The 12,171-nt window shown below is 67.1% G+C and carries 13 protein-coding genes; 6 read left to right on the top strand and 7 right to left on the bottom strand.

The genetic code is table 11. The features are described 5' to 3' along the window. Window positions 1-648, top strand: a 648-nt coding sequence (locus tag ACFY3J_RS34865) for a L,D-transpeptidase family protein (RefSeq protein ID WP_390842511.1), incomplete at its 5' end; no start/stop codon positions are given. 163 nt (window positions 649-811) lie between these two features. Here the strand turns inward: ACFY3J_RS34865 and ACFY3J_RS34860 are convergent. Both ACFY3J_RS34860 and ACFY3J_RS34855 read right to left on the bottom strand, forming a co-directional pair. Then, window positions 812-1,243, bottom strand: a complete 432-nt coding sequence (locus ACFY3J_RS34860; protein WP_390842510.1) for a Ku protein — start codon at window positions 1,241-1,243, stop codon at window positions 812-814. 79 nt (window positions 1,244-1,322) lie between these two features. Further along, window positions 1,323-1,532, bottom strand: coding sequence for a DUF6207 family protein (locus ACFY3J_RS34855; protein ID WP_390842509.1), 210 nt, complete (start codon window positions 1,530-1,532; stop codon window positions 1,323-1,325). A gap of 255 nt (window positions 1,533-1,787) precedes the next feature. On the opposite strand from ACFY3J_RS34855, the gene ACFY3J_RS34850 reads away from it, so the two are divergent. Next, entirely contained in the window at window positions 1,788-2,018 is a 231-nt protein-coding gene (locus tag ACFY3J_RS34850) for a hypothetical protein (protein WP_390842508.1), read from the top strand. Then, window positions 2,015-2,239 (top strand): hypothetical protein, encoded by a 225-nt coding sequence (locus ACFY3J_RS34845; protein ID WP_225080659.1) that lies wholly within the window; start codon window positions 2,015-2,017, stop codon window positions 2,237-2,239. The genes ACFY3J_RS34850 and ACFY3J_RS34845 overlap by 4 nt, the downstream gene beginning before the upstream one ends. A gap of 21 nt (window positions 2,240-2,260) precedes the next feature. On the opposite strand, the gene ACFY3J_RS34840 is transcribed toward ACFY3J_RS34845, so the two are convergent. The 3 genes from ACFY3J_RS34840 to ACFY3J_RS34830 all read right to left on the bottom strand — a co-directional run bounded on the left by ACFY3J_RS34840 (window position 2,261) and on the right by ACFY3J_RS34830 (window position 4,675). Next, window positions 2,261-3,262 (bottom strand): replication-relaxation family protein, encoded by a 1,002-nt coding sequence (locus ACFY3J_RS34840; protein WP_390842507.1) that lies wholly within the window; start codon window positions 3,260-3,262, stop codon window positions 2,261-2,263. A 462-nt stretch (window positions 3,263-3,724) separates the two neighbouring features. Next, on the bottom strand, window positions 3,725-3,982 hold the full coding sequence (locus tag ACFY3J_RS34835; protein WP_390842506.1) for a hypothetical protein: 258 nt from the start codon (window positions 3,980-3,982) through the stop codon (window positions 3,725-3,727). A gap of 474 nt (window positions 3,983-4,456) precedes the next feature. Then, window positions 4,457-4,675, bottom strand: a complete 219-nt coding sequence (locus ACFY3J_RS34830) for a hypothetical protein (protein WP_390842505.1) — start codon at window positions 4,673-4,675, stop codon at window positions 4,457-4,459. An 852-nt stretch (window positions 4,676-5,527) separates the two neighbouring features. Here ACFY3J_RS34830 and ACFY3J_RS34825 point away from each other — a divergent pair. Both ACFY3J_RS34825 and ACFY3J_RS34820 read left to right on the top strand, forming a co-directional pair. Further along, complete coding sequence (locus ACFY3J_RS34825) at window positions 5,528-6,103, top strand: RNA polymerase sigma factor (protein ID WP_390842504.1); 576 nt, start codon at window positions 5,528-5,530, stop codon at window positions 6,101-6,103. Window positions 6,104-6,318: 215 nt separating this feature from the next. Beyond that, window positions 6,319-6,531, top strand: a complete 213-nt coding sequence (locus tag ACFY3J_RS34820) for a helix-turn-helix domain-containing protein (RefSeq protein WP_390842558.1) — start codon at window positions 6,319-6,321, stop codon at window positions 6,529-6,531. A gap of 321 nt (window positions 6,532-6,852) precedes the next feature. Here the strand turns inward: ACFY3J_RS34820 and ACFY3J_RS34815 are convergent, their stop codons facing one another. After that, entirely contained in the window at window positions 6,853-7,041 is a 189-nt protein-coding gene (locus tag ACFY3J_RS34815) for a hypothetical protein (RefSeq protein WP_390842503.1), read from the bottom strand. Window positions 7,042-8,747: 1,706 nt separating this feature from the next. Between ACFY3J_RS34815 and ACFY3J_RS34810 the strand changes: the two genes are divergently transcribed. After that, complete coding sequence (locus ACFY3J_RS34810) at window positions 8,748-9,377, top strand: hypothetical protein (RefSeq protein ID WP_390842502.1); 630 nt, start codon at window positions 8,748-8,750, stop codon at window positions 9,375-9,377. Window positions 9,378-9,425: 48 nt separating this feature from the next. On the opposite strand, the gene ACFY3J_RS34805 is transcribed toward ACFY3J_RS34810, so the two are convergent. Continuing rightward, complete coding sequence (locus tag ACFY3J_RS34805) at window positions 9,426-10,784, bottom strand: NucA/NucB deoxyribonuclease domain-containing protein (protein ID WP_390842501.1); 1,359 nt, start codon at window positions 10,782-10,784, stop codon at window positions 9,426-9,428. Between the last annotated feature and the right edge of the window lie 1,387 nt (window positions 10,785-12,171).

Here is a 12,171-nt window from a genome sequence, read left to right as displayed (position 1 = left end):
CGCACCGCGGCCGCCGTCAAGACCTTCCAGCAAAGCCGCAGCCTTGAGGCCGACGGCGTCGTCGGCCCGAAGACCTGGAGCACACTGCTGTCCGCTTCGAAAACCGCGAAGCCGGCCACGCCGGGTACCAAGGCCAAGCCCGGAGCGGGCACGTACGTCCTGAAGTTCACCAAGAACCACCGCTACCCGACCTACTCGACCCTCTCACTGCTCCGAGACGGCAACGTGCTCAAGACCTACCGCGCCGGCTCCGGAGAAGACGGAGTGACCGATGAGTGCGCCAGCGGCAAGGGCTGGCTGCCCAACGGGACCTACAAGATCAAGGGCCACGAGACCAACCGCAACGACGGCTGGTTCAAGACGGGAATCAAGGGCAACGCCATCCAGCTCGAGGACAAGTACTGCAAGCCCAAGCCCGGCCGGACACCGGTCAAGCGCACCGCTCTCTACATCCACAGCGAGATGCTCAGCGACGGCACGCAGAACCCGGTGTACCTCCCGGGCGTAGACAACTACTACCGGTGGGACGGCGACTTCGACTACGAGTCCTGGGGCTGCATCAAGCTTGCGCCGAAGGACATCAAGGACCTCTTCAAGCGCCTCAGTCAGGCCTACTGGCCCAAGAACCTGACCCTCCAGGTCAGGTGACGCAGCCAGACCCCCTTCGCCCTCACACCGTGGCCCCCGGCGTACGCCGGGGGCCACGGCCCTTGCTCCACCTGGCTTTGTACGTGACCGCGGGAGTCGTTTCGATGTGACTGTGGGAGTCACTGGCTGAGCGAGTTTGCGATGTCGGTTTGTTCTGATGTCACTAGGAGGCTTGCGACGTTCGCCTCCCGCCTGCGTAACGGCTTTCGGGTCGTCCGTCCCGGCCGCCGTCGCTGGGGACGCTGCCCTGCGGCTGGAGGTAGTAGCCGGGGCCGATCCGAACGGGGTCGACGTCGGCGGCCGGGAGGAAGCCGACCAGCTCGATCGCGCGCGCCGTGGGCAGCGGCAGCTGCCGCAGTTCTTCGTCGGTGAGCGGGATGATGCGGCCGCCGGCCATCTCGTAGCCCTGGCCGATCTCCCCGTAGGAGACTTCACGGTCCTCGATCTCGCACCAGTAGCGGTTGCGCACCAGGCCGTTGTCGGCGGTGTGGATCCGGCGGAAGCGAACGCTGTGATCCTCGGTTGCGCCCAGGACGGCGATCGGGACGCTGACCAGCCCGAACGAGATAGCACCGGTCCACACCTTCGGGGGCATGACACACCTCCAGCCCCGAGCAGTATCAGCCTAGGACGCCGCCCGGCCCGGCACGAGAAGGCCGGCGGGCGCCCTCTCGCTATGAGCCGGGCGTCTGGCGCACGTCCAGGTAGCAGCGCAGCCGCACTCCGGGCTGCCCCGGATCCCGGGTCGTATGGTCCGCCGTCGCGGTCGCCCACCGCGTGGCGAGCAGCTCCTGGACGGTGAAGGCGGTTTGGTCGTCGCATGCCGCGATCTCCACCACGGCCAGCCCCGGCTCCACCACATGTGCTTCGTTGATCGGCTCCATGCACGGCACTACGCGCTGGCGCCCCAAGAGGTTCTCCGATCCTGGCGGCTTCACCCGACCGAGTAAGGGACCGGCCATCTTTGCCGCCGGCAGGCCGCCCAGGCCGACGCGGAAGCCCGAGCCGCCATGGCCAGGGCGACCACGACCCCGACCATGGGTCTGGCGGTGCTGCACTCACCCCCGACCACACCCGGAGGGGTGAAGCAACCCGCCAGGACTTGGCCAGAAAATCGAACATCTGGCCTAATAGCGGGTATGGAGCACACGACCTTCCCCCCGGACCTGATGCAGCTCCAGGCGGAATGGCACCGCACCTACGAGGCCCTAGCCGCGCCGGACCGGGCCCGGACCACCATGCTGCGCCGCCGGCTGCAGTGGCTGTCCGTCCGGCTGTGCTGGCATCCCTACTGGAGTGGGCCGGGCCGCATGCCGGCCGCCCGGGCCAAGCTGCGCGACCAGGTCCGTACCCGGCAGGAGCAGCGGTGAACCGGCGCCCGGAGCACCTGACCGAGCGGGAGGAGGAGATCCTGCGCTGTATCCGGCGGTGGATCGAAGACAAGGGCGAGGGGCCGTCGGTGCGGCAGCTCGCCCACGCCGTCGGGATGCGTAGCACGGCGTCGGTCGCCTATCACCTGGCCAACCTGGAGCGGTCGGGCGCGCTGATACGCGACGGCCGGGGCTGGAACACCTGCCGACTGGGCCACTAACCGGCACTGCCGGGTCTGGGCTCAACTGGCCGCCCAACGCTCTGACCAGCTGTGGTCGGGCCTGTGGTCGGGGTGGTGCGCAGCCGCTGCACCGCGGTGGGCATGGGCTGCACGGGGCGTGTCCAGGCCCGGGGAGTGGCTCCAGCTGACGGTGCTGTGGGGGTCCTGGACGGGGTGCCACACGGGTTCGGCAGGGCCGCCTTGCAGCAGGTCGACCAGGGGTGCCGCGAGGACGGGGACTTCGCGCAGGAAGCCGGCTAGCGCCGGGTTCGCGGCGGCGGCGCGCAGGGCCTTGAGGCGGGTGGTGATGCCGGCGGGTCCGGTGCCGTCCAGGACGAACAGCAGCCGCGGGAAGAGCGGGTAATGCCGCCTCCATTCCTCCTCCAACGGTTCCGCGCCGGCCAGCCGCTGCCGTCTGCCGGGCGCGGGTGCGGGCACGTAGCCGTGGAGACGGGCATAGGAGTTGAGTTTTGCGGCCAGGCGTTCGGGGCCCATGGTGGCCCGGTCGACCTCGACGAATGCCCGCAGCATCGCCCCCTCGCCGCCCTCACGGCCGCGCCGGTAGTACAGCAAGGCATCCGGGATGACCGCCTCGCCGCTCCCGATGGGGTGGTAGACCTCGGGGATCCAGTCCAGTGGCCGGCACAACTCGCCGCGGCGCCGCGCGTCCTGGAGGAAGGCCAGCGCCGTCTCGGTCACCGTCAGCGCGTGTCCGACCCGCAGCCGCACAGCGGTCCGGTCCGACACCGTCTTCGACGGCCGCCGTCCCCGCAACTCCGGCCACTCGCAGGCGACCTGCACGCCGTACTGGGTGGGGAACCACACCCGCAGCCGCCCGGTCTGCGGCATCGTGATGCGGTCGACCAGACCCTCGGCGCGCAGCTTGGCCAGCCGGCGCCGGGTCTGCTCGATCCGCACCCCAGGGTTGAGGATCTGGTGCATCTGCTCGGTGGTCGCCATCCGGTACTGGGCCAGCACCGCCAGCGCCAGCCGGTCGCCACTGCCCGCGTCCACGTCCGTCATCACCCGTCCCGCTCCTCCTATACGGTGCGGCGCCGTCCCATTCGGCGCCGCGTGTACGAGTCAGCCCAGCCGACACCCCCGACCACACCACCGACCATCAAGACCCGACCACGGTCACGAACCGACAACACCGCCCCCAACCAGGCCGACATCCCCGCCGACAACCCCTCCGACAACTGACCGCGCGTGAACGCGCCCTGGGCGACGTATCCGCAGGTCACCACGCCTGCCCGGCCGTGGTCGGCAGCCCGACATCCCCCTATGCGCCTCTCGCAGCCCACCCCAGAACAGAAAAAGAGAAGAGGTGGGGCGGGCTGGGCTGGCGGTCGGCGCGGCGGGGGATCGGGCGCCCGGTGTCTCGTTGCGCGTCGGCGGCGGCCTCCGCGCTTGCGGCCTCTGGGGGCGTCCGGGCGGCGAGAGGCGAGGCGGCGGCCGGCAGTGATACCCGGCCGTCAGGAATCCTCACGCTTGCTGCCGGGGCAACTCGCGTCGCAGCCGGTACATGCGCTCGCGGTGACGGAGGTAGTCCCGCACCACGTCACGCCGGTGCTCGGACTCCTGCGGCAGAAGTGCGGCCACGCCGGCGATCACAGCACATAGCGCGGAGCACAGGAACGCCCACCAGGGGGCACCGACGTAGGCCGAGATGCCGACGGCCGCCCCACCGCCGATCACACCGGTCGCCGGGAGCGCGTACCGGGGAGCACGCCGTCGAGTCATCGGGGGCTCCTCTGCCGGAAGTACGCCCGGGTTGCAGGCATGGCACTTCCTCGTTTTGGGCGTGACGGAGCCACGCATGAATGGATGGTCGAACCTTGGACCGCGGAGGCCTTAGCCCCGCAAGTCCCGGTCCGCCCGGGGGCGCCACCCGGACAGGGAGGAGAGCTGGGGCCCTGCCAGCCACCGGTCACCACAGCGGCCCGGCGGTCCCGCTTGCAAGCAGACCGAGGCCGGCGGAGAACCGAGCGGGAGGCCCACGGCCCTCCCTGATGTCCCGGGCCGACTCGCCCCTCGAACCGGCCCGGGACACGCGGGGAGGCGTGACCAGCGCGCCGATCGTCGTGCACCGGCCTTTCATCTCGGGCGGCCGGAGAGTCACTGTGCACAGCCACGGCCGGGACGAGATCCTCGGCACCGTCAGCGCCGCCTGACGACCTCGGTGCCGGGCAGGACGGTCCTGCCCGGCTGCGGCGGCTACTCCCAGGGCCGCGGTAGTGCGTGCCACAAGGCTCTGAGCCAGTCGGGCGGGTTGGTGAGGAACTTGTCCATCAGACGGGCTGTGAAGGACCGAGCGGCGCCCTGGGCGGCGCCCTGGACTATCGCGGTGGTCAGGCCGGCACCGACAGCGGGCTGCTGCGGAACGGGCGCGGGGCCGGGCGGCTGGACGGGCGTGGGAACGTTGTCCCGGGTCATGATGCTGCTTCCTTGAGCAGAGGGATCGAGGACGGCGGACACCTGTCGTGGTGTCGTCCGCGTGGGGGTGGTGCACGCCTCGCGGTCGGCGGTCCTGCTGCGGCTCTCTGTGTGAGAGCGTCCCTGTGGGGTCTCGGCCCGGCCCAGGGTGGGCGTGTCCAGCGTAGCCACGATCGGCGCGGGCGTTCCCTCGGTCGTCTGGCGGGTGGTCATCGGTGCTGCTCCTGGGGAAGTTCGGCTTGGCGGGCGGGACAGTGACAGGTCTCAGGTGTTTGCGTCTCGTCCTCCGGGATCGGCTTCGTCACCCCGTAGGGCCGGAAGTCGGCACCCGGACAGCAGCGACCGGAGAGAAAGTTCCGAGGCATGACGAAGGCCCGGACCACCCGGCCCGGGCCTTGCACTTCCTACAGACCTGTTATCCAGTAAGGACGCGCGCCTTCTATGCCCAGCGCGTGCCGATCGCGGACAGTTGCTTCACCTGGTTGGGACCAGCATCGCGGCCCGCGTGCAGAGAGCGCCAGTCCGAAAGAATCTTGATGGGGGAAGGCAGCGCTTTTGGCCCTTCGTTCGACTCCATGACGTGAACACTCTTCTGGGGCACTGGACAGGCGGGCTGTGGATAGTCCTATCGCAGCCCAGGGTCTGGTTGGGGCTCTCTCTCGTTGCCGTCCTTGCCGGCATGTCAGCTCTGGTTGCGGAATGGCAGCGGAGAGCAACCTTGGTCGCCCTGGTGCGCAACGCGCCCGCCGGGACGGTGGTGGTGCAGGAACGAGGACGAGGGGGGCCGGCTATGCGGGTGCAGGTAGGAGAAGCCGCAGACCACGAAGGGGGACCGGCGTGAGCCAAGGAGGGATGCGGCTTCGCCCGGAGACGAGGCGGCAGATCGCAGCGTTATGGGAGCAGGAAGCTGAGTGGCTGGTGCGCTACGCCATGATCCGAACTGGCGAGGACAAGTCCGCGGCCGAGGACCTCGTGCAGATGGCGTTCCTTGCCGCTGCGGTCCAGTGGGGCTCACTCATCAACCGGACCGATGACGAGCGTCGCAACTGGCTGCGCAGCGTGGTGCACCATAAGTGGGTCGACGGCATCCGCCGGTCCCGCAAACTTGAGCGTCTCGACATGGAGGAGCGAGAGAAGTACGCCAGTCGGGGACCCGATCTCTTGGACGTGGTCTTTGCCCGTGCTGATCTCGAACGCTGCTTGGAGGTGATCCGAGGCCTCCCGGAACGACGCCGGCAGATCGCCGTGTTGTTCTTCATCGAGCAGTACTCCGTGGCCCGGATCGCATACCTACTGGACCTGCAACCATCCGGAGTCCGCAAGCACATATCCCTGGCTCGCGCCGCGGTGCGTAAGGCTGTTAAGCCTGAGAGCACCGGAGAAGCCGAGGCACTCCCCACACGAGAACAAGAGGAGGAGCAGGCATGACGGACAACGAGCGGAGCCGCTCCATCGACACCGACTTGCTGATCGGCCACCTGATCGACCAGACGGCGGGAGTTGTAGAAGTCGACCGGGAGAGCCTGACACGGCGCAGGGAGCAACTTCTCCACCTGCTGGGTGAGCCCGCTGACGACACCACCACCCCAAGGGAGGACACACCGCCGCCCTCGGCACCGAGCAGGCCGTCCAGTCAGCGCCCCCTGAACGAGGTTGTGTTCCTGACCGTTGCGGAAGTTGCGTCCGTCATGCGGGTTTCCAAGATGACGGTCTACCGTCTGGTTCACAGCGGCCACCTCCCATCCATCCGTGTCGGTCGGTCTTTCCGCGTCCCTGAGCAAGCGGTCCATGAGTACCTGCGCGAGAGCTACCTGGGCGTGGAAATCGGCGGCGAACGGCAAAACGACGGACCATAGACCAGCCCTCCGATAGCACCGATTCGACGCGGTGACGCATGAGCCCTACATGCCTGAACTGCCGTCGTACGAGACCGAGGTCGCCACACGCCTGCCGGCGGATAGACCCGTGACCAGCTCGCATTCTGGGGGCGTCCCGTGGTCGCCGCCCAAGAGCTGGAAAGAGGAGCTGAACTGCTGGCGTGCTGCCCGGTAGCAGAGCGGTACGCCGCAGTCCCAGTGCGCCTCCACCCCGGTACAGGGCGCACTCGGCCACGGCTGATGGAGCCGGACAGGAACACCCCGCCCGGCCCGCGCTGTTTGCTCGGATGGTCGATGCGGCTACCGGGTCTGGAACCAGAAGCTGCCGTAGGCCACCAGGGCACCGCCTGCTGCGGTCGCGGCACCCCGGATCAGGTAGAGGCCGGCCTCGTTGCGCGCGCGCCGTGCCCGTGCGACCCACCGGGTTGCCGAGGACGGGATGGGGGGTTCCGGGGCCGGGCCGTTGCCCGTACGCTCGCCCTTAGACATGAGCCTCTCCTTGTCGAGAATGTTCGGTCTTCTGCAGACGGCTCCCTGCCCACCAGGGGGCCGTCGCCGTTTCCGGCGACAGCCGTGCCGCTGTCCACTCCTTGAGACAAACGTGCGAGTCTCAGGAGCGAACGACAACAACAAAAGCACCTCAAAACTGCCTCTGACCAGCGAAAACATGGGTTTGTTGAAACATGTTTCTACCGGTTGTAGATGGCCTTAGAACAGCGAATGCGAGACCAGATGAGGTTCAGAGCGGCCTGAGTGAGGTCACATGGGATCACCTGGGCTCTCATGTGGAGTGATACCGAGCAAGAGTGAGCCTTCCTGTGTCTAACTACGCTGACGCGTGGCAGAGTTGATGGATGCCACGAATGCTGCGGATGCCTGGCAAGGATGTGCTGCCGGCTGGACCCAAGCGCGAGCTCGTTGCCGAGCTCTTCGTCCACTACCGGGAAGCAGGACGGCCCCCGCTCCCGCAGATCGCGGAGCGCACTGGCACCATGCCCAACCCCTACAAGGTGAGTCGAGAAACCATCCGACGTCTCCTCACCGGGACGACGACCAGCCAATGGGCAGTAGTCGACGCCCTCTTGCGTGCACTCTGTACGCTGCAGGACCGAGATCCCGACGGTCGCCGCTGGCCCGAGCCGGACGACCGCTGGGAAGACGACGATCCAGCGACCTGCCGTGAGTACCTGCGTCGGCTGTGGAACAACGACATCGACGACCTCGAGCCGGACGAAGCACCAGCAACTCCGCCCGCCGCGCCCGCGCAGACCCCTGCGGGCTGGGGCACCCCGTCGACCCCCGTGCCCCCGGCCCGGCAAGCTTCCGGAGGCTGGGGCGGTTCTGCATCGCCCCCGGCAGACGACCCATGGGCCACCGGCACCCCTTCCAAGGCACCAGTCCAACCAGGTGGCTACAGCGACGAACCTCCCTTCTGAGCTGCACTTCCCACTGCCAAGTGCGTGTCTCGCCAGGTGGAAAGGCCCGAAAGGCCCTGGCCTGGCGCCCCAGAAGTCGCTCGGACAGCCGCACCGAGCACACGAGGGACACCGTCGTGCCCGGAACCGTGGGCGGCCAGGCTCCGGGCACGACGGCTGTCACATACCGAGGAGGCCACGCACGGCGTCGGCCGGGGCCACGCCCAGCACGTAGGCGGCGACGACCCCGCCCAGGGCGAGCGCGATCATCCTGCGATCTGTCGGCTTCGTGTCAGTGGGAGCATGGCAGTGACGGTTGATCAGGAGAGGCGTGTTCCTGGTGGTGGTCGGCCTGTGTCGATGGCTGGCGGCTGACACGGGGTAGCACTTCGCGACTTGGCTGCTGTCATAGGGCGGTACATCCCCAGACGTCTCACTGACAGGAAGACGGCAGATCACACATCCGCACACTGACTGCGCTCGCCAGCAGCAGGTGCCACACGGTGGCGATGCCGGGCCGCCTCAAGGCGCGCGCGTGCGAGGCAGTGAACATCCGGGCTGGCTGGCGGAAGGCTGCCCTGCCTGGCCTGCGCAACACCGCCCTCGCCCTCGCAGACCTGGCCGGCAGGCGCAACCACGCTGCCGCAGCCGACCACTACCGGACACACCCCGCTCATGCACTCGACCTGATCAAGCCCACGCCCTGAGAAAAGGGATGTGACGCCTAGACTTCCCTGCTGAGCGCATCGCGATATGGGCGGAGTCGGAGGGGTGAGGTTTGTGGATGTCAGTCGTGCGGGGATCGTCGAAGTGGAGTATTCGCACTTCAGCATCGGCGAGATGCGCGATCCTGGTTTCGACGCCGTGGAGGCGCGGGTGGACTTCGCCACGTCGGACCCGGTCATCGTCGTACCCGGCCAGATCGTGATCGTCTCCCGTGTGCAGGCGCACAGGGTGCCCGTCGTATTGTCCAGCGCTGCACCCGGCCAGGAGACTGTGCCGGGAGGTGACTGGCGGCTTGTCTCCACAATTTCCTACGCGCCTGTCTACGGGGGTCGGATGTACGCGTGCGACACCATGAACGGCGTCGCATCACCCGCCCCCGGACCGGTCGAGGCGTTCGGCCAGAGCATCGAGCCAGGTGAGCCGGCCATTGATCTCGATCCGTCCCATGTTTATCGCGTCAAAGTATGGGCGCGGGGGCGGGAGGATTCTCGGGAACGGCACGAGGAGGCGATGCAGCGAGAGGCATGGGGCGCCAGCGAGGGCTTCGAGGAGTATGCGGTCGTATTCACTCCCGCAGGGGAGCAGGAGGCGCCCGTGCCGAGCGGTGAGGTCGGGCTGCGGGAGCGGTTCGCCAGGCAGCGAGCCGAGGAGGACGAGATCGCTCGTCTGCTCGGACGCGAGTAGCCCCCCACCGTTCGGGGTGAGGGGCTACCGGACTGCTGGGTGCGTCAGTTACTTGTCGATGGCGACGTAGAACGAGTCCTTGTGCAGGATCCTGTCCTTCGTGTACCAGTCGCCGAGCTGGCTGCCGGCGCTGCGGTTCTGCGTCGAGTCGAGATACTTCACGGAGAAGTTAGGGCCCGAGCCGGCACCCTCCCAAGTCGACGCGAACGGGTACTCATCACAGTCCAGGCCGTTCGTGTTCGACGGTTTGATCGTCGCGCACGCCTTGTCCTTCGCCGCCGTGTTCTTTTTCTTCTGCTCCCCAGCGACGGTGTCCCACTTGTCGTACAGGCGTGAGAGTGTCTTGCCTGACGCGATAGAGCCCGGAATGAGCTTTCCGTTGACCTTGGGGTCCGTGAGTTCGGGGTGGGTCTGCGCCAGGTTGATGTGCGCGGCGACTTCCTTATGGGCCGGGCTGCTGAGGGAGTACACCATCACCGGGATGACGCGGTCGAAGACCGACGTGGACTCCTTATGGTCCGTGGGGCTCTCCCAGAAGTAGTCTGCGGAATCCTGCCGCAGACCGCTTGAGTTGATCATGCCCCAGTCGTTGCTGCCGTTCCTGTCAAACGTGCTGAACGCGCACCGGGAGATGAAGTCGCGACCGTAGCCATCCGCCTTCGACGAGTACACCGTGTGCACGGCCCGCCTGTCGGTGGTGTCCCACACATCCTCGGTCGTCGGGTTGGCGTCACTGCCCAGCACGCTGCACGGCTTGTTGGTGCCGTCGGAGCCGCTATAGCCACCGGTTCCAATCGTTACTTCAAGCTTCTTCGTTGCGGGTGCGGACCCGGTGTCGCCCTCGCGCTTGAAGCTCTCAAGGCTCGTCGTGAAGTGCGCGGCACGCTCCTCGGCACCCGACTGTCCGGCCGTGATCTGAAGCCAAGACGTCGTGCCGATGATCTTGCCCGTGCTCGTCTCGACAGTGTTGTAGTAGATCGAGTTGATCATGCAGAGCGTGTAGTGGTCGATGACTCGATTGCCGGGCTTCCCGCCCAGGGCCACTGAGCAGTCGCGGATCGGATCGTAGTCGACGAGGGTCTTCCTCAGACCGATCGAACCGGTCACGTCGTCGGCATTGACAGTGTAGGTGGCGCCGGTGCGCTTGGCCGTGGTCTCCCCGTGCTCGGTGAGATCCGGAACCCTCGGAAGTGCCGTACTGGCGCTTCGGGCGAGGGAACCCTCGAACATGGAGCCGATCTTCGGTATCGGGTGCTGGGCGTCGGCGATCTGCGGCGCGGTGGTGACTACATCAGCGCTGCCGGAGGCAGCAGCACTGACGGGAGCAGCCACACCGGCGGCACCGCCAGCGAACAGCGCGAGCGCCAGAGTAACGATCCGGGCCTTGCCGTGTCTTCTCGTACCCATGAGTCCCCTTCCGCCTGTCGGGGTTGACAGGCATTGAGGGACCGTAAAGCAGTGATTGATGGGAATGGAACATACTTTTGAGACGGCCGATCTTCTCCAAGTCCGCCTGGCCGAACATCGACGTTTCGAATCGGCCGCCCCAGCCAAAGGCCAGAACCCGCTTCCACACCTTCACGTCCTCGGTGGCGGCGCGCACACAATAACCGACTGGAAATACTGCAGCGGCCGATGGCTCCGAGCCAGCAACCGCTTCAAATGTCGCCACCCAGGTGGCTGAAAATTTCCATCTCGACGCAGTAGCAAACACGCAACCATCACTGATTAAGACCATTTGACACCATGAAGGTGATCTACGTAATTCTGAGATCGACCCTGTGACGCTTCCGCGAGGAAATCCGCTGGGACTTATAGAGGCCGTCAACGCAAGAAGCCTGAGCCAGCCTCGCAGGACGCCACCAGGAACGGAGCAGCCATCACACAAGCGACCCCCCGGACCCCGAGCGCCATGCTTCGCAAGCATGGCGACGCGTAGGCCCCCCAACAAGGGCCACCTCGACGACGACCAACGCTTTACAGCCACCACGCAGTAGTCCCAAGCTTCCGAGCTGACTGACCGCACGAGCAAACAGCTCAGGGATCCAGACGCGTGTGCATCGGACCTTCAGATTTCACAGCTCCGCGGTCCCTTTTTAAGCGAGCAGACCACAACCGCCGGCCTCCCTTGGATGGGCTGTCAGTTCACGCCTATAGCGGCCGGTTGGCGTATGCATCGGAAGAACCGCCACTCCACCTCAAACGGCACACCGATTTCAGCGACAACAACTGTCGCATCATCCCTTTTCCGGAAGCGCAGGCATCTGGGCCCGCATCAGGTGGTTTGAGGGTGTCCCGTGTTTCCGCCAACGGTACATGCTGCATCAACCTGATGCACCCACTGCACTAGAACACGACGACAGGCCCCACCCCCGTAGCCAGCCCGGCCCGCGTCAGCGGGCCGAGGCGGTTCTGGAGGCGAAGCCGGAAGGACCGTCAGGCGGGGGAGCGCAGCGGACCCGCCCGGGAACGCGCAGCGTTCCCCAACTCCCGTAGGTCCTCCGGAGCGCAGCGGAGGAGGACCGCCCGCGCATCGCGCGGGCCGACGGGAGCGCAGCGACCGCCGTCAGCCCCGTTGCGCAGCAACGGGGTTCGCACCCGCGGAGCGGGGTGCGCAACAACCGTGCGCAGCACGGTTGTTCGCTTGCACATCGCGCAGCCCCCCCCGGAGCGCAGCGGAGGGGGGCGCCCTCGCACCGCGAGGGCACGGTTGAGCGCAGCGAACCGCAACTGCCCCGCGCAGCGGGGCAGTTCACTTGCACATCGCGCAGCGATGTGGTACCCGCTCCGCGGG

The sequence above is a fragment of the Streptomyces sp. NPDC001231 genome (assembly GCF_042896885.1).
Lineage (GTDB): Bacteria > Actinomycetota > Actinomycetes > Streptomycetales > Streptomycetaceae > Streptomyces.
This window is presented reverse-complemented; position numbering and strand designations above follow the sequence as displayed.

What these genes read in the sequence shown, in the direction of transcription:
- ACFY3J_RS34860 (WP_390842510.1), bottom strand. Translation starts at nt 1,243, where the DNA reads ATGCCCCCGAAGGTGTGGACCGGTGCTATCTCGTTCGGGCTGGTCAGC.
- ACFY3J_RS34855 (WP_390842509.1), bottom strand. Translation starts at nt 1,532, where the DNA reads ATGGAGCCGATCAACGAAGCACATGTGGTGGAGCCGGGGCTGGCCGTG.
- ACFY3J_RS34850 (WP_390842508.1), top strand. Translation starts at nt 1,788, where the DNA reads ATGGAGCACACGACCTTCCCCCCGGACCTGATGCAGCTCCAGGCGGAA.
- ACFY3J_RS34840 (WP_390842507.1), bottom strand. Translation starts at nt 3,262, where the DNA reads ATGACGGACGTGGACGCGGGCAGTGGCGACCGGCTGGCGCTGGCGGTG.
- ACFY3J_RS34835 (WP_390842506.1), bottom strand. Translation starts at nt 3,982, where the DNA reads ATGACTCGACGGCGTGCTCCCCGGTACGCGCTCCCGGCGACCGGTGTG.
- ACFY3J_RS34830 (WP_390842505.1), bottom strand. Translation starts at nt 4,675, where the DNA reads ATGACCCGGGACAACGTTCCCACGCCCGTCCAGCCGCCCGGCCCCGCG.
- ACFY3J_RS34825 (WP_390842504.1), top strand. Translation starts at nt 5,528, where the DNA reads ATGCGGCTTCGCCCGGAGACGAGGCGGCAGATCGCAGCGTTATGGGAG.
- ACFY3J_RS34815 (WP_390842503.1), bottom strand. Translation starts at nt 7,041, where the DNA reads ATGTCTAAGGGCGAGCGTACGGGCAACGGCCCGGCCCCGGAACCCCCC.
- ACFY3J_RS34805 (WP_390842501.1), bottom strand. Translation starts at nt 10,784, where the DNA reads ATGGGTACGAGAAGACACGGCAAGGCCCGGATCGTTACTCTGGCGCTC.